This window comes from Allobosea minatitlanensis (assembly GCF_964020775.1).
The window spans coordinates 2,280,425-2,303,243 of sequence record NZ_OZ224509.1; the positions used below are offsets into that span (position 1 = coordinate 2,280,425).

A 22,819-nucleotide genomic window follows, 5' to 3' on the forward strand; every position below is an offset into this window, starting at 1 on the left:
GGGAAGGTCAAGGGAGGCGTGATGTCTTTTTCGGGCAACGGGTGATCGGGCCGCGAGCCTCGACCTTGGGGGCGCGCGTGATTTTCGCGGCCCCATGCTGTCATTCCGGGGCGCGCCCGAGGCGCGAACCTTCGTTGCGTCAAGCCCCGGAATGACGGGGGTGGGGTTGGCGCAACACGGCGGCTTCCGCGGCACCGCCGCGGGACAGCGTCAAGGGGTCTCGACCGAGACGCTCTTGACGATGGCGTAGACCGGCTTGCCGACCGCGAGCGCCAGATTTGCCGCCGATTTCGCGGTGAGCCGCACCACCAGCGCCTCGCCGGCGCAGTCGAGGCGCAGATGCACGGTGCTGCCGCCTTCGCCGCTGCGCTCGCCGATCTCGGCGATGCGGCCGGGCAGGATGTTGAGCGCGCTGGTGCCCTCGGGCGGGGCCAGGCCGAGCATGACGTCGCTCGCCATGATCCGGACCCGCAGGCGCTGCCCGGCCCTGAGCGCTCCGCGGGCGATGGCGAACTCTCCGGCCGGCGTCGCCAGCCGGGCGAGCCCAAAGGCCTCGTCGAAGTCCACGACCTCGGCGGCCAGCAGCGTGCTGGCCTCCGGCGCGCCGGGGCGCGAGGCGAGGTCGAGGCGCGAGAGGATTTCCGCCGTCGGTCCGCAGGCGCCGACCCGGCCCGCCTCGACCACGACGACGGTCGTCGCCAGGCGGGCGACCTCGGTCAGGGCATGCGAGACATAGACGATCGGGATGCCGACCTCGTCGCGCAACCGCTCGATATGGGGCAGGATCTCGGCCTTGCGGGCCTCGTCGAGCGCGGCGAGCGGCTCGTCCATCAAGAGCAGGCGCGGCTGGGCCAGCAGCGCGCGGCCGATGGCGACGCGCTGCTTCTCGCCGCCCGACAGCGCGCCCGGCCGGCGCTTTAGCAGATGGCCGATGCCGAGCAGGTCCAGCACCATGTCGAGCTCGGCCGGCTTGCGCAGCGCGCGCGGCACGAACCAGTGGCCGAAGAGCAGGTTCTGCCGCACGGTGAGATGCGGGAACAGGCGCGCTTCCTGGAAGACATAGCCGAGCCGGCGCCGGTGCGGCGGCAGCACGACGCCCCGCGCGGTATCGACCAGCGTCTCGCCCTCGACCCGGACATGGCCGGATTGCGGGCGGATCAGGCCGCCGATGACGTTGACGAGGGAGGTCTTGCCGGAGCCGGAGGCGCCGAACAGCGCCGTCAGCCGGCCCTGTGAGCGAAAGCTGGCGTCGAGCAGGAAGTCGCCCAGCTTGTGGCGGACGGCGATGTCGAGGACGGGCTCGGTCATTCGACCGCGATCCGCCGCCCGACCAGCCGGGCCATGACCTCGGAGAGGAAGAGGGCGGCGACCGAGATCGCGATCGAGATCAGCGTCAGCCGCATCGCGCCGGTCTCGCCGCCGGGAACCTGGGTGAAGGTGTAGATCGCCGAGGGCAGGGTCTGCGTCTCGCCCGGGATGTTCGAGACGAAGGTGATGGTCGCGCCGAACTCGCCCATCGCCTTGGCGAAGCACAGGATCATGCCGGCGAGGATGCCGGGCAGGCAGAGCGGCAGCGTTACCACGAGGAAGACCCAGGCCGGGTTGGCGCCGAGCGTGCCGGCGGCGGCCTCGAGCTTGCGGTCGACGGCCTCGATCGAGAGCCTGATCGCCCGCACCATCAGCGGGAAGCCCATCACCGCGCAGGCCAGCGCCGCCCCGGTCCAGCGGAAGGAGAAGACGATCCCGAACCACTCATAGAGGAACTGCCCGATCGGTCCGCGCCGGCCGAAGCCGACGAGCAGCAGGTAGCCGGTGACCACCGGCGGCAGGATCAGCGGCAGATGCACCGCCGCGTCGAGCAGAGACTTGCCCCAGAAGCGCCCGCGCGCCAGCAAAAGCGCGACGGCGAGCCCGAAAGGCAGGCTCGCCAGCATGGCGGTGGTGGCGACGACCAGGCTGAGCCTGACCGCCGTCCACTCCTCGGGCGTCAACCAATGGCTCAAGCCGGCCGGCTCACGACGCGGAGGCGGGCTTGTTGAGGACGGTGAAGCCCTGCTTCTCGAAGACCGGCTTGGCGGCCGGGCCGCGCAGATAGGTCAGGAAGGCCGCAGCGTCGGGATTGGTCGAATCCTTGGTGGCGGCGACGGGATAGACGATCGGCGGATGCGAGCCTTCCGGGAAGGCGGCGACGACCTTGACCTGGGGATCGGCGGCGGCGTCTGTGGCGTAGACGATGCCGAAGGGCGCCTCGCCGCGCGAGACCAGCAGCAGCGCGGCGCGGACATTGTCGGCCTGCGCGATCTTGTCCTTCACCTTGTCCCAGGCGCCGAGCTTCTCGAGCGCCGCCTTGCCGTATTTTCCGGCCGGCACGGAATCGACATTGCCCATGGCGAGGCGGTTCGAGCCCAGCGCGGCGGCGAGGTCGACCCCCGGCTTGAGCTCGACCTTGGCCGTCGAATCCTTGGCGGCGACGAGCACGATCTTGTTGCCGAGCAGGCTGACGCGCGTCTCCGGCTTGATCAGGTTCTTGCTCGCCGCATAATCCATCCAGTCGAGATCGGCCGAGATGAAGATGTCGGCCGGGGCGCCGCTCTCGATCTGCTTGGCCAGCGTGTTGCTGGCCGCGTAGGAGATCTTCGGCGCGGGCTTGCCGCTCTCCTTGACCCAGTTGGCGGCGGCCTCGTCGAGCGCGTTCTTCATGCTCGCGGCGGCGAAGACCACCAGTTCCTTGGTCTGGGCCTGGGCGGCGTCGAAAGCGGGCGCGAGCCCCATCGCCAAGGCCAGGCCCATCCCCAGCATCGTCCGGCGCTTGATCATGCTGTCCCTCATGATGTTGTCGTTGTATACGAACGGATATAGCGATGGTTGCCGCGCGCCCGCGGCCAAGTCAAGGATGGCCGGCGGCCACGGCCTGGCCGCGGCATCGGAAACGAAGAGGCAGCGATGAAGATCAGCGCGCGCAACCAGCTCAAGGGCAGGATCGTCGAGGTCGCCAAGGGCGCCACCACCGCGCATGTCCGCATCGATATCGGCGGCACGATCGTCACCGCCTCGATCACCAACGCCGCGGTCGACGACCTTGCCCTGACGGTCGGCAAGGAGGCTTATGCCGTGGTCAAGGCCTCCGACGTGATGATCGCGATCGACTGACCCGCGCCGGACCCGGAAGCGGGAACCGCTTTCGGGATCGGGCCGACGCAGCGAGGAAAGAGGCCGCCATGGTGCGCGAGAACGAGATCCGCGAGAACGAGGTCGCCGTTCCGCCGCCGCAGGCGAACGATGCCGGCCTCGTCTTCATCGGCACCATCCGCACGCCCTGGACCTCGCGGCTGATCTGCCCGCGGCAGGGCAGGGCGGACGGGCCGGTCTGCCGCATCGCGCTGTTCGCGCCCTGGGACCAGGCGCTCGCCGGCATCGAGCGCTTCGAGCGGCTGGAGGTGCTCTACTGGCTGCACCAGTCGCGCCGCGACCTCGTCCGCCAGAGTCCGGCCAGCAACGGCGAGACCCATGGCACCTTCGCGCTGCGCACGCCGGTCAGGCCCAATCCGATCGGCACTTCGATCGCGACCTTGGTGGCGCGCGAGGGCCCTGTGCTGCTGGTGCGCGGGCTCGACTGCCTCGACGAGACGCCGCTGCTCGACATCAAGCCGGACAGGACGCTGTTCAAGCCGATCGCCCCGCCGCAGCCGGGCGATTTCGAGACGGGGTGAGAGCCTGCCGCCGGCATCCGCTCACTTGTGCGGGTGCTTGTGGATCGGGTCGACCCAGTAGACCTCTTCCGGCTTCTCGACCGGGTCGACATCGGTGATGTTGACCACCACCGCCTCGTTGTCCGAACGCACCAGCACGCATTGCAGCGGGTTGTCGGGATCGGCGTTGATCTCCTGATGCGGCACGAAGGGCGGCACGTAGATGAAGTCGCCCGGCCCGGCCTCGGCGACGAATTCCAGCCGCTCGCCCCAGCGCATCCGGGCCTTGCCGCTCACCACATAGATCACGCTTTCGAGCTCGCCGTGATGGTGCACGCCGGTCTTGGCATTGGGCTCTATCGCGACCGTGCCGGCCCAGATCTTCTGCGCGCCGACGCGGGCGTGGTTAATCGCGGCCTGCCGAAACATGCCGGGCGTCTGCGCCGTGTTGGGGTCGAGCTTGTCGCCGGAGATCACCCGCACGCCGTCATGCTTCCAGCGTGGCTCCTCATGGGAATGCTCGTGCGGGTGGTCGTGCGAATGATCGTCGTCCATGGCGGCCTCCTTGCCCTCGGGACGAGGGCTGTGAACGGTGTCCGGTCAGCCTTGCTTCGCCGGCCCGGTCGCGATCGGCCGGTCGCTCGCGCCCCATTCCGACCAGGAGCCATCATAGAGCGCGCGGCCCGGCTTGCCGATGCTCTCCAGCGCCGTCGACAGGATCGCGGCGGTGACGCCCGAGCCGCAGCTCGTGATCAGCGGCCTGTCGAGATCGACGCCCGCCTCGGTGAAGGCGGCGGCGATCGCGGCGGCGTCCTTCAGCCGGCCATCGGCGATCAGGGCGGTCGCCGGCACGTTGAGCGCGCCGGGCATATGGCCCGAGCGGACGCCGGGGCGCGGCTCCGGCGCCTCGCCGCGGAAGCGGTCGGCCGGGCGGGCGTCGACGATCTGCGCCTCGCCGCCGGCGAGCGCTCCGGCGACATCCTCGGCGCTGGCCACGGCGGCGGCGTCGAGCCGGGCGGTGAAATTGCGGGCGGCGCGGGCGCGCGGCGGACCGTGCTCGATCGGCCGGCTCTCGGCCTGCCATTTCGGGAAGCCGCCTTCCAGGATCACCACGTCCTTTGCCCCGAAGCTGCGGAAGGTCCAGCGCACGCGCGGCGCCGAGAACAGGCCGAGGCCGTCATAGACGACGATGCGCATGCCGTCGCCGATGCCCATGGCGCCGACCGCCGCCGCGAAGTCCTCCGCCCGCGGCAGCATGTGCGGCAGGCTGGAGGCGGTGTCCTTCACCGCGTCGATATCGAAATGCACGGCACCGGGAATGCGGCGCTCGGCGAATTCGGCATGGGGGTCGCGGCCATGGGCCGGCAGATACCAGGAGCCGTCGACCACGACGACTTCGGGCGCGTCGAGATGCCCGGCGAGCCAGTCGGTCGAAACGAAAACGTCTTCGCGGGCCATGGTGATGTCCTCCGGGCGGGATCTTGTCCGAGCAGCCCGACCGCGCCGCCGGTCCGGGCAGGGCTTCGCCGCTAGCCCGGAACGATCTTGCCCGGAACGGCGACGGTGGGTCAGGCGGAGCGCAGCGTCAGGCGAGCGCGATGCGCACGCGCCGGTTCTGCTTGCCCTTCTTCTCGATGGCGGTGACGGCGAGCAGGCCGATCTCGGCGGTGTTGCGCACATGGGTGCCGCCGCAGGGCTGCAGATCGATGTCGCCGATGGCGACGAGCCGAACCCGGCCCGAGCCGCGCGGCGGCTTCACCGACATGGTCTTGACGAGGCCGGGATTGGCGTCGAGCTCGGCATCGGTGATCCAGCGCTCGGTGACGTCGGCATGGCGGGCGACGAGGGCGTTCAGCTTCTCGGCGACCTCGTCCTTGTCGAGCCCGCCCTCGGGAATGTCGAAGTCGAGCCGCCCGTCCGCGTCGCCGACCGAACCGCCGGTGACGGGGTAGGGCAGGACGACGCTGAGCAGGTGCAGGGCGGTGTGGACGCGCATGCGCTTGAGGCGCTTCTCCCAGTCGAGCACCGCCGTCACGGTTTCGCCGGGCTCCGGCGACGCCTGTCCTTCGAGCGGGACGTGGATCACGCGGCTTTTGTCCTCGGGATCGTAGATGGTCGTGCCGATCGCGATTTCGCTGCCGTCGGCGCGGCGCAGGCTGCCGGCATCGCCCGGCTGGCCGCCGCCGGTCGCATAGAAGACCGTCCGGTCGAGGACGATGCCGCCGCGCTCGTTGACGGCCGCGACCGTCGCGGCGGTCTCCTTCAGATAGGCGTCCTGGCGAAAGAGCAGTTCGGTCGGCATGGGCTTCCTGGTCTCGTGTCCTGCGGCGCGGCGCCGCTGTGCCGCAGACTGCACCGATTGCGCGCCGGGTGCCACCTCGCCGGCGGGATAACGGGGATGACGCGGCGGCGAGGCTTCCTGTGCCCCGCGCCGATGCCTAGATGGAGGTCCCGACCGGATCCGGAGCTGTCATGGCGTTGCCCCGCATGAAACCGCAGGACGGCGTCGCCTGGGTCACCGGCGCCAGCTCCGGCATCGGCGCCGCCGTGGCGCTCGAGCTGGCGCGGCGCGGCTGGACGGTCGCCGTCACCGCCCGCCGATTCGAGCAGCTCGAAGCGCTGGCGCGGCAGGCGCAGGGCCTGCCGGGGCGGCTCGTCGTCCATGCCGGGGACGTCACCGATGCGGCTTCGATGCGCAACCTGGTGGCGGGCATCGAGACGGTGCACGGCCCGATCGCGCTGGCGTTCCTGAATGCCGGCGTGGCTTCGGGCACCCCCGGCTCGCCGCTCGACCTGACGGCGTTCGAGCAGGCCATGGCCGTCAATTTCTTCGGCGTCGTCAAAAGCCTCTCGGCGATTCTGGAACCGATGCAGGGGCGGCGGCGCGGGCAGGTGGCCGTCACGGGCTCGCTGGTGGGCTATCGGGGCCTGCCGGGCGGCGCGGCCTATGGCGCCTCCAAGGCGGCGGCGATCCATCTCTGCGAATCGCTGCGCTTCGACTGCGAGGCCCTCGGCGTGCGGCTGCAGGTGGTCAATCCGGGCTTCGTCGACACGCCGATGACGCAGCGCAACGGCTTCGCCATGCCCTTGCTGATGTCGGCCGCCGAAAGCGCCCGGCGGATCGCCGACGGTTTCGAGCGCGGCGGCTTCGAGATCACCTTTCCGCGCCGCCTGGCCTTCCTGCTCAAGATCGGCCGCTGCCTGCCGTACCGCGCCTATTTCGCGCTGATGGCGCGCGTGGCGAGCCGGAGCCTGAAGCGAGGCTGATTCACCGGCTGCGGCCGTGATCGGTCGGGAGGATGGCAGGGGCGGTAGCGAAAAGGCAGTTGCGCAGATCGTGTCGAAAGGCGTTGCGCCAGATCAAGCCCCGGGCCGGCATCCATGGCTATCGTCCAGGCATCCACACAGTGACGAGGTGCCTCCATGTCCAACACGCCGCATACGCTTGCCGACGAATTTCCCGGGCAGATGGACGCGATCCACAAGCTCAAGGTCTCGAACGCCGAATTCGCCAGGCTGCTCGAGCAATACGACCAGGTGAACGATCAGGTCCATCTGGCCGAGACCAAGATCGAGCCGATCGACGATCTGAGCGAGGTCGAGCTGCGCAAGCGCCGTCTTCAGATCAAGGACGAGATCGCAAGGGCATTGGCCGACGCGTCCTGACCAGCGCGCCGGCCCGGCGACGCGCCTGTGCCGCCGCTGATCGCGATCCCGATCAGCGGCGGGGTCGCCGCCGGCAGCGGAGCCTCCGGCATGAGCGGATGGCGACCTTCGGCCGGGAATCGCGGAAGCGGACCACGATTTCAGGAAGGCGGACCGCCGCGAGCCGGCCGGCGCCTGAGCGGGCGCCATCACTCGCTCCGAGGGCGAAGCCGCGAGCGAAACGACCCGCCGGAAAAGCCGGCGGCCGGAAGAGCGAGGAAATCGCGGAAAAAGCGCAATAAAATCAGCGCTTGAAAATGCTGTTGGAGGCCTCGCCCGGAATCGAACCGGGGTGCAAGGATTTGCAGTCCTCTGCGTAACCACTCCGCCACGAGGCCTTCCAGCGAGGGCGGCCAGCGCCGCTCTCGCGACAGCGGCTATACCGACAAGCCGGACGCGCCGCAAGCCGCAACAGCCGGTTTCGCCGCCGCGGCATGAAGATGTGTTTTGCCGTCACAAGGGGCTTGCGCACCGCCGAGTGCGCGGCTATTACCCCGCCACCGTTCCCGGATAGCTCAGCGGTAGAGCAATCGACTGTTAATCGATTGGTCGCAGGTTCGAATCCTGCTCCGGGAGCCAGCAGTTTCAAGGGCTTGGGCGCGCGATCGCCCGAGCCCTTTTTCGTTGCGGCCGCCTGAAACGCAGACGCAGCAAAAGACGCGGCCCTGGGCCTCGCATGCGGGCGGGCTCGCAGACGGTCATCCCGTCCGCCGCGCCCGCGAGAACCGCTCCGCGAGGCCACGGGCTGGCTGAAGACCCGGGATTGCGTCATGGTGGCGCCACCGGCAGGGGCCGGCCGACCGGAGCGGGGCATGCAGACGCTGGATCATCTCGTCGTTTGGGTGATTGTCGGGCTGATCGGCGGCAGCCTGGCGGGGTTCGCGATCCGCTGGGAGCGGCGCGGATTCGGCCCGCTGCGGAATCTGGCCGTCGGGCTCGCCGGCGCCGTGGTCGGCGGCCTGATCTTCCGCTGGTTCCAGCTTTTCGCCGGCCTCGACGCCATCGCCATTTCCCTGCGCGACGTGATCGCCGCCTTCGCGGGCTCGCTGCTGGTCCTCGGAGCTCTGTGGGGCTGGCGCCGCTTCGGGCGTCCGCAGGACTGATTTTCGCTCGCCGGCCGGCGAGCCCGCCTTGCGCGAGCGCGCTTGCCTTTTGCGCTGCACTCGAACAGAAAGCTGCCATGAGCGGCGCCGCCGTGCCGGGCTTCTGGCGAGATGGCCTCGGAGCTGCGTCCGGGCGGCGGTGCAGACGGAGAGTTCAGGGCATGGAAGGTTTCACCGGGCTTCGCCGCAATATGGTCGATTGCCAGTTGCGGACCTATGACGTCACGGACCGGGCCGTGCTGGCGGCGGCGGACACGGTTCCGCGCGAGGTCTTCGTCGCGGAGAATCAGGCCTATCTGGCCTATCTCGACCAGGCGATCGAGCTGGCGGGCACCGGGCGGGCGCTGATGGCGCCGATGGTGATCGCGCGGATGATCCAGACGCTCGATCTCCAGCCCGGCGAGGCTGCGCTCGAATATGGCGGCGGCACCGGCTACGGGGCCGCCCTGATGGACCGCATGGGCGTGAAGGCGACGCTCTGGGAGACCGATCCGGCGGCGCGCGCGCTGGCCGTCGCGGCGCTGGCGCGGGCCGGAAGCGGGGCTGTCGTCGCCGAGGCCGAGCCGGCCAAGGGCTCCTTCGATGCGATTCTGGTGAGCGGCTCCTGCGAGGTCGAGCCGGCGAGCCTGTTTCCCCTGTTGCGGCAGGAAGGCCGCCTCGTCGTGGTCGAGGGAATCGGGCGCGCCGCCCGCGTGAAGCTCTACCAGAAGTCCGGGGAGGTCGTTGCCGGCCGCCCCGTCTTCGACGCCGCGGCGCCCGAACTCGCCGAATTCCGGCGCCCGCCGGAATTCGTGTTCTGAGGCCGGGGTGTCGCATTTTTGCGGCACCTGTTCACGGAAACCCGGCCCGGGGCGGCGACCGCTGTTGGCGGACGGCTCCGGGACAGGTATGAAATGAAGACTTCTGCCGAGGCTGGGGCGATGCCTGGGCGCGACTTGAGTGCGCACGAGAGGCGTCCAGTGGAAAGACGAAGCGATAAAAAGGGTTTGGGTCTCGGGGTCGGCACCGTCCTGACGGTGCTGCTCGCGGGCGGCTGGTCGGCGAGCGTGCAGGCGCAGACGATGGAAGCCGCGCTGGCACGGGCCTATGCCGGCAATCCGACCCTGAACGCCCAGCGGGCCTCGGTGCGCGCCACCGACGAGAACGTGCCGCAGGCGCGGGCCGGCTACCGGCCCAAGATCACCGCCTCCGCGGATATCGGAGCCAGCATCACCGAGTCGGAAATCCCCGCCCTGGCGAGCACGTCTCCCTATCACACCCGGGTCGATTCGCGCCTCGCGCCGCGCGGCGCCGGCGTGCAGATCACCCAGAACATCTTCGATTCCGGCAAGACCCGCAGCGCGATCAGCCAATCCGAATCGCAGGTTCTCGGCGCGCGCGAGACGCTGCGCAACACCGAGCAGAACGTCCTGCTCGACGCCGCGACCTCCTATATGAACGTGCTGCGCGACACCGCGATCCTCAACCTCAACCGCAACAACGTCGAGGTTCTGGAGGAGCAGCTCCGCCAGACGCGCGACCGCTTCCAGGTCGGCGAGGTGACGCGCACCGACGTCGCGCAGGCCGAGGCGCGCCTGTCCTCGGCGCAGTCGCAGGCCATCCTGGCCGAATCGAACCTCAAGACGTCGGTGGCGCGCTATCGCCAGAATGTCGGCATGGAGCCGCGTTCGCTCGCGCCCGGCCGGCCGGTCGAGAACCTGTTGCCGAAATCCTTGCCGGCGGCCCTCAGCCAGGCGCTGACCGGCCATCCGGCCATCGTCGCGGCGCTGCACGGCGTCGACGCGGCCGAATTGCAGGTCAAGGTGACCGAGGCCGATCTCGGCCCGACCTTCGGCGTCACCGGCTCGGTGCAGCAGCGCTACGATTCGCAGTATTACGGCGACAACCGGGTCTCGGCGAGCATCGTCGGCGCCCTGACGATCCCGATCTACGAAGGCGGGCAGGTCTATGCCCGCACCCGCCAGGCCAAGGAGACGGCCGGGCAGCGCCGGATCGAGGTGGACACCCAGCGCGACACCGTGCGCGCCGCGGTGATTTCGGCCTGGGGCGGGCTCGAGGCGGCGAAGGCGCAGATCGTGGCGGCGCAGGCCCAGGTGGAGGCGGCCTCGACGGCGCTCGCCGGCGTGCGCGAGGAAGCCAAGGTCGGGCAGCGGACGACGCTCGACGTGCTCAACGCGCAGCAGGAGCTGGTCAGCGCCCGCTCGACGCTGGTGACGGCGCAGCGCGACCGCGTCGTGGCGTCCTATGCCGTGCTCTCGGCGATCGGCAAGCTCTCGGCCCAGACGCTGAGGCTGAAGACCGCCACCTATGACGCGCGGCAGCATTACGACCAGGTCAAGGACAAGCTGTGGGGCACGCAGACGCCCGACGGGCGCTGAGCCCGGACGGCGTTCGCCCGGCCGCCGGCTCGGGGCAGGGCCGGCATCTCCCGGAAACGAGGCGGCGGAGCGGTTTTCTCCTGTGGGGGAAGGCTTTACCGCCTTGTCTGACCGGACTCACATGGAATACTGCGCGGTGGAGCGGCGTTGATTCCATCGGCGCGCGCGGTGCCCAACGGTCCGGACTGCCATGAACGCGCAAGCCAAGCCCAATGAACCGTCGATGGAGGAGATCCTGGCTTCCATCCGCCGGATCATTTCCGACGACGAAGCCAAGCCGGCCGGGGCCGCGCCGGCGCCTGCGGCTCCCGAGCCGGAGCCGGCCGTGATCGACGACGACGTGCTCGATCTGGGCACCGAGGCGGCCTTCGTCGCCGCCCCGCCGGCGGAGCCGGAAACGGCCGCTGCCGCTGACCAGCCCGAGGTCGAGGCCGATCTCGATTTCCGCGAGACCGAGGCCTTCGGTCCGCCGGCTCCGGCGGCGGAGGCCGCTCCGGCCGAGGCGGCGCCGATCGCCGCCGCCGCTCCCCGGCCCGAGCCGGCGCCGCAGGCGGTCGACATGGCGAGCCTGCTGTCCGATCAGGCCAGCTCGGCCGTCACCAGCGCCTTCGGCCAGCTCGCCAACACCGTCCTGAGCAACAATGCCCGCACGCTGGAGGACCTGGTCAAGGATATGCTCAAGCCGATGCTGAAGACCTGGCTCGACGACAATCTTCCCTCGATGGTCGAGCGTCTGGTGCGGGCCGAGATCGAGCGGGTCGCGCGCGGCGGGCGCGGCTGACCATCGGACCGGATATCGTAGTCGGTCCGATGGCCTGGACGCCTCGCTCCGCATCGGCTTTGCCGAAAACCACAGCCCGCTTTTCGGCGCGAGGCTCCAAGCCATCGCGTCGGCCGCCCGAAGCAGGCTGGCCGGCGTTCCGCCGCGCCTATTCCGCCTTGGCGAGACGGCCTGCCTTGGCCTCGGCCCTGCGGGCGGGCTTCCGCAAGCGGTCGAAGGCGCCGGCCTCGTTGAGGCGCTTGAGAGCGTAGCCCGCCACGGTCAGCGCCGCGGTCGGCGCGCCGAGGCGCGAGACCAGCATGGTGAGGCCGATGGCCAGCGGCCGGGGGTAGCGGCCCGACGCGGCCTCGACCGAGACCCACGCCCCGAGAAGGTGAACGAGAAGCTTCATCTGCCTGCCCTCAGAGACTGACTTTGCGGTGGTCGCCGAGCTGCGGCTTCGCCCCGGTCAGGGCGGCCGCGGCCATTTTCACACTGGTGACGATCTTGCCGGGGCTGTCCCAGTATTCCGCCGATGTCGGGCGCACGCGCAGGACGCGGATATCGGGATCGTCGGGGCTGTCCCAGAACAGCTTGTCGGCGGCCGCCCAGAGCGACTTCACCAGGGCGCGGTCGTCGAGGAGGGTGGCGACCCCGCCGATCGACAGATAGCGCTGGTCGGACGGGTCGGCGAAGGCGAGGCAGACGGCGTCGTTGAGCCGGATCTCGTCGTCCTTCTGGTCGCGCCGGTCGGTCAGAAAATAGATCGCATCGTCCTCGCGCCGGGCGTTCGCATGCATTGGGCGGGCGCGCAGCCCGTCTCCGTCGCCGTCATGCGTCACCAGCATCGCGAATTTGATCGAGTCGACGAGGTCCCATACGCGGTCCTGATCGTTGCGCGACATGCGGTTCTCCTGTTGCGGGTCGTGCCGATGCAACTGCCGGGCGCGGGCGAGGTTCCGTCGGCCCGGCGGTTCCGATGCGGGAACAACCCGCACTCTCGCGCGTAGAAGCTGCGCGCGCTCCACCAGAGAGGCAGAACGCGCGACCGTTGTTTCACCCCGGGGGAGCCTGCTCATGGCCAAGACTGCGACGAAATCATCCGCTGCCGCGAAAATCGTGAAGTCGAGCAAGATCGACCTGGCTTCCAACACCAAGACGAAGGTCGTGGGCCTGCTCAACGAGCGCCTCGCGGACGGAATCGATCTGGCGCTGATCACCAAGCAGGCGCACTGGAATCTCAAGGGGCCCGGCTTCATCGGCGTGCATCTGATGCTGGACGGCTTTCGCGACGAGCTCGACGTGCATGTCGACACGGTCGCGGAGCGGATCGCGCAGCTCGGCGGCATCGCCCTGGGCACGGCGCAGACCACGGAAGACGCGACCTCGCTCAAAGCCTATCCGACCGACATCATTTCGGTTCAGGATCACCTCGGCGCGCTGATCGAGCGCTATGCCGACGCCGGCAACAAGGTGCGCGAGGCGATCGACGCCTGCGACGAGGCCGGCGACGCCAATTCCGCCGACATCCTCACCGCCTATTCCCGCATGCTCGACAAATCGCTCTGGTTCCTGCAGTCGAATCTCGGCTGAGCCCGCTTCGGAGGCGACTGCCGGCGCGACGTCATCGAAAACGTTGACGCGCGCCCTTCGCATGCGCTCTTAAGGCGGCGAGAGCTTTTGGGCCGTAAAATTTTCCCGGCCGGGGCAGGTTCCCCGGCCTTTCTGCGTTTCGAGCGATGCGATGATGGACAAGACTTTCGAGCCGGCAGCCGTCGAGGCCCGGATCAGCAAGGCCTGGGACGAGGCGCAGGCCTTCAGGGCGGGCCGGGGCGCAGGCCCCGGAGCCGAGCCCTATTGCATCGTGATCCCGCCGCCGAACGTCACCGGCTCGCTGCATATGGGCCACGCGCTCAACAACACGCTGCAGGACGTGCTCTGCCGCTTCGAGCGCATGCGCGGCAAGGACGTGCTCTGGCAGCCGGGCACCGACCATGCCGGCATCGCGACGCAGATGGTCGTCGAGCGCAAGCTCGCCGGCGAGAACAAGACCGATCGCCGCAGCATGGGGCGCGAGGCCTTCCTCGCCGAGGTCTGGAAGTGGAAGGAGGAGTCCGGCGGCACGATCGTCAACCAGCTCCGCCGCCTCGGCGCCTCCTGCGACTGGTCGCGCGAGCGCTTCACCATGGATGAGGGGCTCTCGGCCGCCGTCCTCAAGGTCTTCGTCGGCCTTCACAAGCAGGGGCTGATCTACCGCGCCAAGCGGCTGGTGAACTGGGATCCGAAGTTCCAGACCGCGATCTCGGATCTCGAGGTGCTCCAGGTCGAAAAGACCGGCAGCTTCAAATGGCAGCGCGGCAGTGAGGAGCCCTTCGACGCCGCCAAGCTCGACAAGGCGCTGAACCGCGATCCGAACGGCCATCTCTATTATTTCAACTATCCGCTCGAAGGCGCGACCTACGATGCCGACGACGCTTCGACCTTCATCACGGTCGCGACCACGCGTCCCGAAACGATGCTGGGCGATACCGGCGTCGCGGTGCATCCCGACAACGAGACGATCGGCCATCTGATCGGCCGCAAGGCGGTGCTGCCGCTGGTCGGCCGCGTCATTCCGATCGTGCCGGACGACTATGCCGACCCGGAGAAGGGCACCGGCGCGGTCAAGATCACCCCGGCGCACGACTTCAACGATTTCGAGGTCGGCAAGCGCCACCGGCTCGACGTCGTCAACATCCTCGACGGCGAGGCGCGGATCACGCTCGCCGGCAACGAGGATTTCCTCGCCGGCGCGAAGCCGGAGGCGGAGACGCTGGCGCTCGACGGGCTCGACCGCTTCGCGGCGCGCCGCGAGGTCGTGGCGATGATGGCCGAGCGCGGCTTCCTCGCCAAGGTCGAGCCGCATGCGCATACCGTGCCCCATGGCGACCGCTCCGACGTCGTCATCGAGCCCTGGCTCACCGACCAGTGGTATGTCGACGTCAAGCCGCTGGCGCAGCGCGCGCTCAAGGCGGTGCAGGACGGGCGTACGAAGTTCACGCCCGAGAACTGGACCAAGGTCTATTACGACTGGCTGGAAAACATCGAGCCCTGGTGCGTCTCGCGCCAGCTCTGGTGGGGCCACCAGATCCCGGCCTGGTACGGGCCGGACGGCGAGGTCTTCGTGGCGGAATCGGAAGCCGGCGCGCAGGCGCTCGCGGTCGGCCATTACGGCGGGCCGGTCGAGCTGCGCCGGGACGAGGACGTGCTCGACACCTGGTTCTCCTCGGCGCTCTGGCCGTTCTCGACGCTAGGCTGGCCGCAGGAGACCCCGGAGCTCAAGCGCTACTATCCGACGGCGACGCTGGTCACCGCCTTCGATATCATCTTCTTCTGGGTCGCCCGGATGATGATGATGGGCCTCAACTTCATGGACGAGGTGCCGTTCCGCGACGTCTACATCCACGCCATCGTCCGGGACGAGAAGGGCGCGAAGATGTCGAAGTCGAAGGGCAACGTCATCGACCCGCTCACCCTCGTCGACCAGTACGGCGCCGATGCGCTGCGCTTCACGCTGGCGGCGATGGCGGCGCAGGGGCGCGACATCAAGCTCAGCACCCAGCGCGTCGAGGGCTACCGCAACTTCGCGACCAAGATCTGGAACGCGGCCCGCTTCGCCGAGCTCAATGGCTGCGCGCGGGCGGAAGGGTTCGACCCGGCCGCCGTCAAGCAGCCGCTCAACCGCTGGATCCTCAGCGAGGCCGCCCAGGCGGCGGAGGAGGCCGCGGCCGCCATCCCGAGCTTCCGCTTCAACGAGGCGGCGGGCGCGGCCTATCGCTTCGTCTGGAACCAGTTCTGCGACTGGTATCTCGAGCTCGCCAAGCCGGTGCTGCAGGGCGAGAACGTCGACGCCGCCGAGAAGGCCGAGACGCAGGCGACGGTCGCCTATGTCATCGACCTGATCTGCCAGCTTCTGCACCCCTTCATGCCCTTCCTGACCGAGGAGCTCTGGGCGCAGAAGGCCGCGGCCGGCGCGCCGCGCAAGCTCGCTGCCGGCGATGCCGCGCTGGTCTGCCTGACGCGCTGGCCCGACCTCGCCGGCCTCAAGGACGAGGCGGCCGAGGCCGAGATCGGCTTCGTCGTCGACCTCATCTCCGACATCCGCTCGGTGCGCTCGGAGGTCAACGTGCCGGCCGGCACGCAGGCGCCGCTCGTCCTCGTCAATGCCTCGGCGGCGACGCGGGCGACGATCGAGAGCTGGCGGCCGATGATCGAGCGGCTGGCGCGCGTCTCCGACATCGCCTTCGCGGCTGCCGCCCCGGCGCAGTCGGCGCAGATCATCGTGCGCGGCGAGGTCGCGGCGCTGCCGCTCGCCGGGCTGATCGACCTCGATGCCGAGCGCTCGCGCCTGACCAAGGAGCTCGCCAGGCTCGACCAGGACATCGCGGTCGTCGAGAAGAAGCTCGGCAATCCCGACTTCATGGCGCGCGCGCCGGAGGAGATCGTCGAGGAGAACCGCGAGCGCAAGGCGGCGGCGCAAGCGCGCAAGCTGAAGATCGCCGAGGCGCTGGCGCGGCTGGCCTGAAAAGGCGCCGCGACCGCATTGCGGCCACGGCTCCGTCGTTAAATTGACGCTGCGGGGAGAGAAGACTGGCGCTCCTCCCCGGAGATCGCTTAGATGCGCGCGGCGCAGTTCCGCCATGCGCAAGCTGGCGGCAGACAGGATCGGCAGAGCAGGAACCCATGCTCAAGCGGGCTTATGACTGGTGTGTTTCCTACGCCTCGCATCCGGCCGCGCCGTGGCTGCTTTTCGCGCTGACCTTCGTCGAGAGCTCGATCAGCCCGCTGCCGCCGATTCCGCTGCTGCTGCCGATGTGCATCGCCCGGCCGGACCGCGCCCTGTTCTATGCCGGCATCTGCTCGCTGGGCGCCGTGCTCGGCGGCTATGTCGGCTACGGCATCGGCTTCCTGCTCTACGACTCGCTCGGCGCCTGGCTGATCGGGATCTACGGCCTGCAGGAGAAGGCGGCCCATCTCATCGCGACCTCGCAGGACTACTGGTTCTGGGTGCTGGTCACCAAGGGGCTGACGCCGATCCCGTTCAAGATCGTCACGATCATGTCGGGCTTCCTGCATTTCGACCTGTGGAAGTTCACGGTCGGCATGGTCGTCTCGCGGGCGAGCTTCTTCGTGATGATCGCCCTGGCGCTGCGCTTTTACGGCGACGACATCCGCATCTTCATCGAGAAGCATCTGCCGATGGCGGCGCTGACTCTCCTGGCGGTTGTGGTGGGCGGCTTCTTCGTCCTGCCGATGGTGCTCTGATCCGGGCTGCGGGCCCGGGGCATACGCATTTTCGTGACATCGCTGCAACACTGTGGCGGGAACCCTTCCGGGAGCCCGCCGCCGCGCCCGGCCGCCGTGAAGCCGCCACAAAAGACGCCCAGCAAAAGGGCGGATTAAGTCTTTGAGATATAGACAAATTGAACTTTCGAGCCGCGGCGGGCGCGGTTTTTCCTGCGGGAACGGGGGTTCAGGGTCGACGTTGCAGCCGGCCCGATCGACATGGCAGTTTTCGGCCGTGCCAGTCTGGGGGGGACAGGACGAGTGGCGATGAAGGCGCGTGTGTTCGAGGAGTGGGGCAGGCCGGGCCGCCCTGCGGGCATGGGGCCCGCGGCTGCCGCCGGCGCTCCGCCGCGCGAAGGCGGAAGGCTCTTCCCGCGCGCGATCACAGGCGCGATCACAGGAATGCTCGCAAAGCGCCTTCGTGATGCCGAACTTGGAGCGCCTGCTGGCTGCCGGATGCCAGGGGACGCCAGCAACGAATCCGGAGTGCTGCGGAAAGGCGCGGAGATCGCCGGCTTTGCCGGAGGCCGCGCCCCGACTCACCCAGGAAGGGCGGGCGAAGCTCACTGCTATGCGGATATCTGACCTCACCATCGCATGCCTGCTGCTGTTCGTCGGCGCCCCCCAGGGCGCCCGGGCGCAGGACTTTGCCAATGGGCAGCCGCCGCTGCCGCCGCGTCCGATTCCCGGCATCGCTCTGCCCGAGCCGGGGCCGTCGCGCCCTGCCGTTTCCGACGACGCCGTGATCGCCCCGGCGCCGAACACGCCGACGGCCCATAGCGCGCTGCCCTTCGTGCCGTTCAGCAACGCCCGCGAGGCGCTGCGCGCCTGGATGCGCGATTCCTCGGCCGGCGATCAGGTCGGCGCCGTGCGCGCGCTCGAATACGCCGCCTCGCAGGGGCACCTGACCGCCCAGTACAAGCTCGGCCGGATGTATGCCGGCGGCGAGGGCGTTCCCGCCAATGATCTCAAGGCCTTCGAGTATTTCTCGAAGATCGCGGACGAGAATGCCGACGCCGCTCCCGGCACGGCCGCCGGCCGCATGGTCGGCAGCGCCTTCGTGGCGCTCGGGAGCTATTTCGCCGACGGGATCCGCGGCAGCTATGTGAAGCCCAATCCCGACCGCGCCTTCGACATGTTCAACTACGCCGCCTCCTATTTCGGCGACCCGGACGGGCAGTACAATCTCGCGCGGCTCTACATGAAGGGGCAGGGCACGGCCCGCGATCCCCGTCAGGCGGCGCGCTGGATGAAGCTCGCGGCCGAGAAGGGCCATGCGCCGGCCCGCGCGGCCTTCGGCGAGATGCTGCTGCGCGGCGGCGAGGGCGTGCCGCGCCAGCCCGTCCTCGGGCTGATGTGGCTCGCCCTGGCCCGCGACGGCGCCGATCCGGTGCGCGAGAGCTGGATCATCGAGCGCCATGACGCGGCCTTCGCGGCGGCTTCCGCCGCGGACCGCCAGGCGGCGACGGCGCTGCTCGAGCGCCAGCAGCTCGCCGGCAGCGGCTCGCCGACGATGCAACGCTGATCGGCGCTGCGGCTGCCGGCTCCGGCCGATCCCAACCCAGCCGGAGCTTCGGCAGGCCCGTTTCCGTCGCGGCCGTGATGGAATGCATCTCATCGCTTGATTGGCGCCGAACCGGCTTCGCTGGCAGGAATGGCAGGGCCGTCGCGCGCCTGCGCCGCGCGGTGAAGGCCCCATCAGGCACGCGAGCGGGATCCGTCATGCCGAGCTTTCCCTACGAGACCGTCGACGTCTTCACCGACAAGCCTTTCGGCGGCAATCCGCTCGCCGTCTTCACCGATGCCCGCGGCCTCTCCGACGCGCAGATGCAGGCGCTGGCGGCGGAGATGAACTACAGCGAGACCACCTTCGTCCTGCCGCCGGACGATCCGGCCAACGATGCGCGCGTGCGCATCTTCCACCGCACGGCCGAGATGCCCTTCGCCGGCCATCCCAATGTCGGCACGGCCTGCGTGCTGGCCCGCCACGGCCGCGACCGCAACGGCGTGCTGCGCTTCGAGCAGATGGCGGGGCTGGTCGAGATCGCCATCGAACGCAATCCGGCCGGGGCCGTGACCGGCGCCGTCATCGCCGCGCCGCAGGCACTCTCGCTCGGGATCGAATTGCCGGCAGACGGCATCGCCGCCTGCGCCGGGTTGCAGGCCGGGGCCATCCTGACGGCGGCGCATCGCCCGGTCCAGGCTTCGCTCGGCGTCCAATTCGTGCTGGCGCAGGCGGCGCCCGAGGCCCTGGCCGGCGCGGCGCCCGACCTCGTCGCCTTCCGCAAGCTGGAACGCCAGCATGCCGGGCTCCAGGGGCGGCTCTCGCTCTTCCTCTATGCGCGCGACGGCAACCGCATCCGGGCGCGGATGTTCGCGCCGCTCGCCGGCACCTGGGAGGACCCCGCCACCGGCAGCGCCAGCGCCACGCTCGGCGCCCTGCTGCTCTCTCTCGATGGCGGCGAGGCGGCCTCCTACACCATCACCCAGGGCGTCGAGATGGGCCGGCCGAGCCTGCTGAACGTCGCCTCGCGCCGGGCCGAGGACGGCTATCGCTCCCGCGTCGGCGGCGCCTGTGCGCCAATGTTCCGCGGCGAGGCGGAGCTCTAGCGAGCCCCAGCTCGGCCCGCGCCCGCCGCGTCAGCCCGGCGGCGACGAGGCGGTGGCTCTCGCGCAGATAGTCCTGCAGGGCGTCGTCCGGCATGCTCTCGCCGGAGAGCCACTGGATCCATTTCATCCCGCGCGAGGCGAGATAGGGCGCGGGCCTGAGACCCGGCTGGTCCTTCAGGATGTCATAGGCCAGCGGCGAGCATTTGAAGCTCACCGCCACCGCGCCATCGGCCTGCGCCCGGGCGATGGCGAAGACCTTGTCGCCGACCTTCCAGACATCGGCGCCGCCCCATTGCACGACATGGCGCGCCGCCGGCAGCGAGGCGCAGAAGGCGTTGCAGGCGGCGGGCGTCATCGGCTCAGTAGCTGTCGGCGTCGATGCCGTGGCGCGCAGCGGCCGCCCTGATCTGCGACCAGGTCTCGTCGTCGAGCGGGATGCCGGCGGCGCCGCGCTCGATCCGGACCCGGCGCTCCTTGTCGCCCGGGGCGAGCACGGGGTTGGCCGGGTCCTGCGGCCTGGCGGCGCGCACGAAGGCGAGATAGCTGTCGATGCGGCTGCGGCGCAGATCGGCGTCGGGCTCGAGCCGGGCAGGGTCGATCAGCACCCCGAAGAGCGAGTTGATGATCCAGCTCTTCTGCGGCTTCTGGTCGATGCGCGCCGCGCCCATCAGCCCGGCCGAGAGCAGTTCGGCGATCAGCGACAGGCCGGCGCCCTTGTGGTCGCCGAAGGGCAGCAGCGCGCCGAGCGGATGGTCCGGGCTGGCGAAGACATGGGCGGGGTCGGTGGTCGGGCGGCCCTCGCCGTCGATGATGTAGCCGGGCGGCACCTGCTCGCCCTTGTTGAGCGCGACGCGGGCCTTGCCATGGGCCATGCGGCTCGTCGCGAAATCGAGGATCAGCGGCTCGCCGCCGGGAACCGGGATGCCGATGGCGTGCGGATTGGTGCCGAAGCGCGCCTCCTTGGCGGCGAAGGGCGCGACGATCGGCGGGCGGCCGGCGACATTGACCCAGAAGAACGAGATCAGCCCGGCCGCCGCGGCGACCTCGGCATAGTGGCCGATGCGGCCGATATGGTGCGAATCGAGCAGGTTCACGATCGCGACGCCGGTCTGGCCCGCCATGGCGGCGGCGCGGTCGACGGCGTTGCGCGCATTCGGCTGGCCGAGCGCGATGTTGCCGTCGACGATCAGGAAGGGCGCCGCCTCGACGCGGGTGACGCCCTTCAATTCGGGCTTGAGGTTTCCATCGGCAAGCGACTGGAAATACAGCGGGATCATGCCGACGCCATGGCTGTCGTGCCCGCTGAGATTGGCGAGAACGAGGTGGTCGGCGGTCTCCTGCGCTTCCGCCTCGCTCCAGCCGGCCTTGGTGACCATGTCGCGGATCAGGGAGCGGAGGGCTTCCGGGCGGTGCAGCTTATGGGACATGGCTTCGCAGATGCTGGGGATCGATGGCGCTCCAGAGTGCATGATGGCGGGCGAACCGCAATGCGCCGGGCGGGGCAACGCGGTCCCGCGGATGCATGGCGGGCGCGCGGCCGCGCGCGGCATCTCGACGGCAGCCTCCGCAATCCCTATCTTAGGAGCGCAATCTTGCTTCACCGGGCCTTGAACCCGGTCGAGGAGGACAGACGATGTTTTCGATTCCCGGCCTGAAGGTCATCTCCCTGACCGATGCCGCCGCCGCCCGCATTCGCGAGATCATGGCGCAGACCGCAGGGGATGCGACGCCCGCGCTCGGCCTCCGGGTCGGCGTGAAGAAGGGCGGCTGCGCGGGAATGGAATACACTTTCGAGATCGCGCGGGAGATCAACAAGGGCGACGAGATCGTCACCGAGAAGGAGGCGACGGTGATCGTCGACGCCAAGGCGGTGCTGTTCCTGCTCGGGACCGAGCTCGACTTCAAGAGCGACCGTTTTTCCTCGACCTTCGTCTTCAACAACCCGAACCAGGTCTCCGCCTGCGGCTGCGGCGAATCCGTCGAGATCAAGCCGCGCAGCGAAGGCGCGCTGGCCGCCTCCTGAGCCGCGATCGCCATCTGCAAAAGCGAACTGCGGACCGAAACGGTCCCGGCTGCCTAACTACGGCTGCCCCTGGATTGCTTCGCGGCGCCCGCAAATGACGGCGAGGTCTCGGGAGGGCGGAGCGGAAGCTTCAGGCGACGCGGCTCGCCAGCTCCACGGCTTCCTCGGTGACGGTGCGGTTGCGGCCGTCGCGCTTCGCCCGCATCATCGCCTGATCGGCCCGGTCGACGAGCGAGCCCGCCGTATCGCCGCGCCGGTACATGGCGACACCGAGCGAGATGGTGATGCGGCCGAGATTCTCGTTGGTCGAGCGCTTGACCAGCTCGCGCGTGAGCAGGGCCTGCCGCACCGTCTCGGCGCCGAACTTGCCGGCGATGAGGTCGGACTCGGGCAGGATGATCGCGAATTCCTCGCCGCCGAAGCGGCTGATGATCGCCTTGTCCTTGAACTTGTCCTTCATCGTGCGCGCGACGAGGCGCAGCACCTGGTCGCCGGTGAGGTGGCCATGGGCGTCGTTGAAGCGCTTGAAGAAGTCGATATCGGCCATCACCAGCGCAAAGGGCTCGCGCCGCAGCGTCGCCTGATCGATCGACTTCTGCAGCATCTCCTCGAAATGGCGGCGGTTGGCGAGGCCGGTCAGCGGGTCGGTCAGGGCTTCGGCGCGGGTCGATTCCAGCGCCTCGCGCAGATTGCGGATCTCGTTGGCGCTGTTGCGCAACTCGGCTTCGAGCTGGGCCTTGCGCGTCACCTCCTCGCGGGTCGACAGCACCAGCGCCTCGACCCATTCGCGCAGTTTCTGCCGGTCGCTCACCGGCGGCACGTCCTCGGACATCGCCGTCAGCCGGCCGTGGTAGAGCTCGCTGGAGCCGAGCGCCTTGTCGACCAGCGCCATCATCGCGTCGATCTCGCCCAGCACCTGCAAGCTGGTGCGCTCGGCCTGGCGCGAGAAGCGCTCGGTGTTGATGAAGCGTTCGTAGAGGCTGTCGATGTCGGCGGCGGTGATCTTGCCGTCGCCGCCGGCCAAGATCGCGTTCAGCGCGATGCTCACCGCCGGCATTTCGCCGCTCAGATGGGCGTACCAGACCTCGAAGGCGCGGGGATAGCCCGGCGAGCCGTGCCGGCGCATGGCCGTGACGACGCGCTCGGCCAGATCGTGATGGGCGGAAACCGGGGCCTCGTCCATGACATGCCATTCCCGTGCGAAGCGGGTCGCGGCTTTCGGCCAC

Annotated in this window: 24 protein-coding genes, 2 tRNA genes and 1 pseudogene; 15 read left to right on the plus strand and 12 right to left on the minus strand. The window is 69.4% G+C overall.

The features are described 5' to 3' along the window. Positions 1–210 precede the first annotated feature (210 nt). The 3 genes from modC to modA are packed head-to-tail and all read right to left on the minus strand — an operon-like array spanning position 211 to position 2,829. Entirely contained in the window at positions 211–1,308 is a 1,098-nt protein-coding gene (gene modC / locus ACWH43_RS11390) for a molybdenum ABC transporter ATP-binding protein (protein WP_158445382.1), read from the minus strand. Next, a complete protein-coding gene (modB, locus tag ACWH43_RS11395; RefSeq protein ID WP_158445383.1) occupies positions 1,305–2,003 on the minus strand; it encodes a molybdate ABC transporter permease subunit in 699 nt (232 codons plus the stop codon). The genes modC and modB overlap by 4 nt, the downstream gene beginning before the upstream one ends. A 10-nt stretch (positions 2,004–2,013) precedes the next feature. After that, entirely contained in the window at positions 2,014–2,829 is an 816-nt protein-coding gene (modA, locus tag ACWH43_RS11400) for a molybdate ABC transporter substrate-binding protein (protein ID WP_158445384.1), read from the minus strand. 114 nt (positions 2,830–2,943) lie between these two features. On the opposite strand from modA, the gene ACWH43_RS11405 reads away from it, so the two are divergent. Together ACWH43_RS11405 and tsaA are read left to right on the plus strand one after the other, a co-directional pair. Then, positions 2,944–3,150 carry a TOBE domain-containing protein gene (locus ACWH43_RS11405; protein WP_158445385.1) on the plus strand — a complete coding sequence of 69 codons (207 nt, stop codon included), beginning with the start codon at positions 2,944–2,946 and terminating at the stop codon, positions 3,148–3,150. Positions 3,151–3,218: 68 nt separating this feature from the next. Beyond that, the gene (gene tsaA / locus ACWH43_RS11410) at positions 3,219–3,710 is read left to right on the plus strand and encodes a tRNA (N6-threonylcarbamoyladenosine(37)-N6)-methyltransferase TrmO (protein WP_158445386.1); all 492 of its coding nucleotides are present in this window, start codon (positions 3,219–3,221) and stop codon (positions 3,708–3,710) included. Positions 3,711–3,731: 21 nt separating this feature from the next. On the opposite strand, the gene ACWH43_RS11415 is transcribed toward tsaA, so the two are convergent. From ACWH43_RS11415 to ACWH43_RS11425, 3 genes are all read right to left on the minus strand, one after another. Further along, positions 3,732–4,244, minus strand: a complete 513-nt coding sequence (locus tag ACWH43_RS11415) for a cupin domain-containing protein (RefSeq protein WP_158445387.1) — start codon at positions 4,242–4,244, stop codon at positions 3,732–3,734. A gap of 45 nt (positions 4,245–4,289) precedes the next feature. Continuing rightward, positions 4,290–5,147, minus strand: a complete 858-nt coding sequence (sseA, locus tag ACWH43_RS11420; RefSeq protein WP_158445388.1) for a 3-mercaptopyruvate sulfurtransferase — start codon at positions 5,145–5,147, stop codon at positions 4,290–4,292. Between the two features lie 127 nt (positions 5,148–5,274). Further along, positions 5,275–5,991: an alanyl-tRNA editing protein gene (locus ACWH43_RS11425; protein ID WP_158445389.1), complete on the minus strand. Its 717-nt coding sequence runs from the start codon at positions 5,989–5,991 to the stop codon at positions 5,275–5,277. A 170-nt stretch (positions 5,992–6,161) separates the two neighbouring features. On the opposite strand from ACWH43_RS11425, the gene ACWH43_RS11430 reads away from it, so the two are divergent. Beyond that, complete coding sequence (locus ACWH43_RS11430; RefSeq protein WP_158445390.1) at positions 6,162–6,956, plus strand: SDR family NAD(P)-dependent oxidoreductase; 795 nt, start codon at positions 6,162–6,164, stop codon at positions 6,954–6,956. A gap of 156 nt (positions 6,957–7,112) precedes the next feature. Continuing rightward, the gene (locus ACWH43_RS11435) at positions 7,113–7,355 is read left to right on the plus strand and encodes a YdcH family protein (RefSeq protein WP_158445391.1); all 243 of its coding nucleotides are present in this window, start codon (positions 7,113–7,115) and stop codon (positions 7,353–7,355) included. Positions 7,356–7,658: 303 nt separating this feature from the next. Here the strand turns inward: ACWH43_RS11435 and ACWH43_RS11440 are convergent. Next, positions 7,659–7,732, minus strand: a tRNA-Cys gene (locus tag ACWH43_RS11440). 166 nt (positions 7,733–7,898) lie between these two features. Between ACWH43_RS11440 and ACWH43_RS11445 the strand changes: the two genes are divergently transcribed. From ACWH43_RS11445 to ACWH43_RS11465, 5 genes are all read left to right on the plus strand, one after another. Further along, a tRNA-Asn gene (locus ACWH43_RS11445) sits at positions 7,899–7,973 on the plus strand. A 233-nt stretch (positions 7,974–8,206) separates the two neighbouring features. Further along, positions 8,207–8,497 carry a GlsB/YeaQ/YmgE family stress response membrane protein gene (locus tag ACWH43_RS11450; protein WP_158445392.1) on the plus strand — a complete coding sequence of 97 codons (291 nt, stop codon included), beginning with the start codon at positions 8,207–8,209 and terminating at the stop codon, positions 8,495–8,497. Between the two features lie 161 nt (positions 8,498–8,658). Next, positions 8,659–9,297 carry a protein-L-isoaspartate O-methyltransferase family protein gene (locus ACWH43_RS11455; RefSeq protein ID WP_158445393.1) on the plus strand — a complete coding sequence of 213 codons (639 nt, stop codon included), beginning with the start codon at positions 8,659–8,661 and terminating at the stop codon, positions 9,295–9,297. 186 nt (positions 9,298–9,483) lie between these two features. Further along, positions 9,484–10,875, plus strand: a complete 1,392-nt coding sequence (locus tag ACWH43_RS11460) for a TolC family outer membrane protein (protein ID WP_260349618.1) — start codon at positions 9,484–9,486, stop codon at positions 10,873–10,875. Positions 10,876–11,065: 190 nt separating this feature from the next. Then, positions 11,066–11,656 carry a PopZ family protein gene (locus tag ACWH43_RS11465; RefSeq protein ID WP_158448054.1) on the plus strand — a complete coding sequence of 197 codons (591 nt, stop codon included), beginning with the start codon at positions 11,066–11,068 and terminating at the stop codon, positions 11,654–11,656. Positions 11,657–11,804: 148 nt separating this feature from the next. Here ACWH43_RS11465 and ACWH43_RS11470 read toward each other — a convergent pair whose 3' ends face one another. Both ACWH43_RS11470 and ACWH43_RS11475 read right to left on the minus strand, forming a co-directional pair. Continuing rightward, positions 11,805–12,047 (minus strand): hypothetical protein, encoded by a 243-nt coding sequence (locus ACWH43_RS11470; RefSeq protein WP_158444978.1) that lies wholly within the window; start codon positions 12,045–12,047, stop codon positions 11,805–11,807. A 10-nt stretch (positions 12,048–12,057) separates the two neighbouring features. Next, a complete protein-coding gene (locus ACWH43_RS11475; RefSeq protein WP_158444979.1) occupies positions 12,058–12,540 on the minus strand; it encodes a pyridoxamine 5'-phosphate oxidase family protein in 483 nt (160 codons plus the stop codon). 172 nt (positions 12,541–12,712) lie between these two features. On the opposite strand from ACWH43_RS11475, the gene dps reads away from it, so the two are divergent. From dps to ACWH43_RS11500, 5 genes are all read left to right on the plus strand, one after another. Further along, positions 12,713–13,228, plus strand: a complete 516-nt coding sequence (dps, locus tag ACWH43_RS11480; RefSeq protein WP_448153467.1) for a DNA starvation/stationary phase protection protein Dps — start codon at positions 12,713–12,715, stop codon at positions 13,226–13,228. Between the two features lie 151 nt (positions 13,229–13,379). Next, a complete protein-coding gene (locus ACWH43_RS11485; RefSeq protein ID WP_158444981.1) occupies positions 13,380–16,199 on the plus strand; it encodes a valine--tRNA ligase in 2,820 nt (939 codons plus the stop codon). A gap of 158 nt (positions 16,200–16,357) precedes the next feature. Further along, positions 16,358–16,939 (plus strand): YqaA family protein, encoded by a 582-nt coding sequence (locus ACWH43_RS11490; RefSeq protein ID WP_158444982.1) that lies wholly within the window; start codon positions 16,358–16,360, stop codon positions 16,937–16,939. A gap of 592 nt (positions 16,940–17,531) precedes the next feature. Further along, a complete protein-coding gene (locus ACWH43_RS11495; RefSeq protein ID WP_158448055.1) occupies positions 17,532–18,485 on the plus strand; it encodes a tetratricopeptide repeat protein in 954 nt (317 codons plus the stop codon). 197 nt (positions 18,486–18,682) lie between these two features. Then, entirely contained in the window at positions 18,683–19,570 is an 888-nt protein-coding gene (locus ACWH43_RS11500) for a PhzF family phenazine biosynthesis protein (RefSeq protein ID WP_158448056.1), read from the plus strand. Between the two features lies 1 nt (position 19,571). Here the strand turns inward: ACWH43_RS11500 and ACWH43_RS11505 are convergent. Next, positions 19,572–19,925: pseudogene (locus tag ACWH43_RS11505) on the minus strand (MmcQ/YjbR family DNA-binding protein); the annotation flags it as partial. 4 nt (positions 19,926–19,929) lie between these two features. Beyond that, positions 19,930–20,997 (minus strand): malate/lactate/ureidoglycolate dehydrogenase, encoded by a 1,068-nt coding sequence (locus tag ACWH43_RS11510; RefSeq protein ID WP_448153468.1) that lies wholly within the window; start codon positions 20,995–20,997, stop codon positions 19,930–19,932. A 206-nt stretch (positions 20,998–21,203) separates the two neighbouring features. On the opposite strand from ACWH43_RS11510, the gene ACWH43_RS11515 reads away from it, so the two are divergent. Then, the gene (locus ACWH43_RS11515; protein WP_158444985.1) at positions 21,204–21,593 is read left to right on the plus strand and encodes a HesB/IscA family protein; all 390 of its coding nucleotides are present in this window, start codon (positions 21,204–21,206) and stop codon (positions 21,591–21,593) included. Positions 21,594–21,723: 130 nt separating this feature from the next. Here ACWH43_RS11515 and ACWH43_RS11520 read toward each other — a convergent pair whose 3' ends face one another. Further along, a complete protein-coding gene (locus ACWH43_RS11520; protein WP_158444986.1) occupies positions 21,724–22,776 on the minus strand; it encodes a GGDEF domain-containing protein in 1,053 nt (350 codons plus the stop codon). Positions 22,777–22,819 lie beyond the last annotated feature (43 nt).

What these genes read in the sequence shown, in the direction of transcription:
- ACWH43_RS11500 (WP_158448056.1), top strand. Translation starts at nt 18,683, where the DNA reads ATGCCGAGCTTTCCCTACGAGACCGTCGACGTCTTCACCGACAAGCCT.
- ACWH43_RS11520 (WP_158444986.1), bottom strand. Translation starts at nt 22,776, where the DNA reads ATGGACGAGGCCCCGGTTTCCGCCCATCACGATCTGGCCGAGCGCGTC.
- ACWH43_RS11510 (WP_448153468.1), bottom strand. Translation starts at nt 20,997, where the DNA reads ATGTCCCATAAGCTGCACCGCCCGGAAGCCCTCCGCTCCCTGATCCGC.
- ACWH43_RS11515 (WP_158444985.1), top strand. Translation starts at nt 21,204, where the DNA reads ATGTTTTCGATTCCCGGCCTGAAGGTCATCTCCCTGACCGATGCCGCC.
- ACWH43_RS11430 (WP_158445390.1), top strand. Translation starts at nt 6,162, where the DNA reads ATGGCGTTGCCCCGCATGAAACCGCAGGACGGCGTCGCCTGGGTCACC.
- ACWH43_RS11475 (WP_158444979.1), bottom strand. Translation starts at nt 12,540, where the DNA reads ATGTCGCGCAACGATCAGGACCGCGTATGGGACCTCGTCGACTCGATC.
- ACWH43_RS11455 (WP_158445393.1), top strand. Translation starts at nt 8,659, where the DNA reads ATGGAAGGTTTCACCGGGCTTCGCCGCAATATGGTCGATTGCCAGTTG.
- ACWH43_RS11450 (WP_158445392.1), top strand. Translation starts at nt 8,207, where the DNA reads ATGCAGACGCTGGATCATCTCGTCGTTTGGGTGATTGTCGGGCTGATC.
- ACWH43_RS11415 (WP_158445387.1), bottom strand. Translation starts at nt 4,244, where the DNA reads ATGGACGACGATCATTCGCACGACCACCCGCACGAGCATTCCCATGAG.
- ACWH43_RS11470 (WP_158444978.1), bottom strand. Translation starts at nt 12,047, where the DNA reads ATGAAGCTTCTCGTTCACCTTCTCGGGGCGTGGGTCTCGGTCGAGGCC.
- ACWH43_RS11495 (WP_158448055.1), top strand. Translation starts at nt 17,532, where the DNA reads ATGCGGATATCTGACCTCACCATCGCATGCCTGCTGCTGTTCGTCGGC.
- ACWH43_RS11485 (WP_158444981.1), top strand. Translation starts at nt 13,380, where the DNA reads ATGATGGACAAGACTTTCGAGCCGGCAGCCGTCGAGGCCCGGATCAGC.
- sseA (WP_158445388.1), bottom strand. Translation starts at nt 5,147, where the DNA reads ATGGCCCGCGAAGACGTTTTCGTTTCGACCGACTGGCTCGCCGGGCAT.
- modC (WP_158445382.1), bottom strand. Translation starts at nt 1,308, where the DNA reads ATGACCGAGCCCGTCCTCGACATCGCCGTCCGCCACAAGCTGGGCGAC.
- dps (WP_448153467.1), top strand. Translation starts at nt 12,713, where the DNA reads ATGGCCAAGACTGCGACGAAATCATCCGCTGCCGCGAAAATCGTGAAG.
- ACWH43_RS11425 (WP_158445389.1), bottom strand. Translation starts at nt 5,991, where the DNA reads ATGCCGACCGAACTGCTCTTTCGCCAGGACGCCTATCTGAAGGAGACC.
- ACWH43_RS11490 (WP_158444982.1), top strand. Translation starts at nt 16,358, where the DNA reads ATGCTCAAGCGGGCTTATGACTGGTGTGTTTCCTACGCCTCGCATCCG.
- tsaA (WP_158445386.1), top strand. Translation starts at nt 3,219, where the DNA reads ATGGTGCGCGAGAACGAGATCCGCGAGAACGAGGTCGCCGTTCCGCCG.
- ACWH43_RS11405 (WP_158445385.1), top strand. Translation starts at nt 2,944, where the DNA reads ATGAAGATCAGCGCGCGCAACCAGCTCAAGGGCAGGATCGTCGAGGTC.
- modA (WP_158445384.1), bottom strand. Translation starts at nt 2,829, where the DNA reads ATGAGGGACAGCATGATCAAGCGCCGGACGATGCTGGGGATGGGCCTG.
- ACWH43_RS11435 (WP_158445391.1), top strand. Translation starts at nt 7,113, where the DNA reads ATGTCCAACACGCCGCATACGCTTGCCGACGAATTTCCCGGGCAGATG.
- ACWH43_RS11465 (WP_158448054.1), top strand. Translation starts at nt 11,066, where the DNA reads ATGAACGCGCAAGCCAAGCCCAATGAACCGTCGATGGAGGAGATCCTG.